Raw genomic sequence first — 455 nt, 5'->3', positions numbered from 1 at the left:
GTAAAAGAAGAACGCAAGGTACAGCCCAGGGTTGGTGTACGCAAGTTATACGAAACCTTGCTGCCATCTTTTAAATCTGCACATATCAAGGTAGGTCGGGACTCGCTATTTGATATTCTAAGGGCTAATAATATGCTGGTAAGGAGGAAGAAAGCAAGTTATAAAACAACCAACTCTTACCACCATTTCCATAAATACAACAACCTGATAAAAGAGCTGAAAGTTACAAAGCCCAACCAGGTGTGGGTATCTGACATAACATACATCCGCACGGTAAATGGCTTTTGCTATTTAGCCCTTATAACGGACATGTATTCACGGAAAATAGTTGGTTATGACCTCAGCGATTCGCTGGAGCTGGCGGGGTGCCTACGGGCCCTTAGAAAGGCCCTGTGGCACACAAAGCCAGCGGCCGCGCTTATACACCACTCCGACAGGGGTGTGCAGTATTGCAG

At 46.2% G+C, this 455-nt stretch carries 1 protein-coding gene; it reads left to right on the top strand.

What is annotated here, in order from left to right; all coding sequences use genetic code 11:
• Positions 1–455, top strand: a 455-nt coding sequence (locus tag K5G00_RS29575; protein ID WP_238770261.1) for a DDE-type integrase/transposase/recombinase, incomplete at both ends; no start/stop codon positions are given.

Origin of the sequence: Maribellus maritimus (assembly GCF_022267315.1) — a bacterium.
Lineage (GTDB): Bacteria > Bacteroidota > Bacteroidia > Bacteroidales > Prolixibacteraceae > Draconibacterium > Draconibacterium maritimum.
Note: the sequence above shows the minus strand (reverse complement) of the source record. Positions and strands in the feature narration are given on the sequence as shown.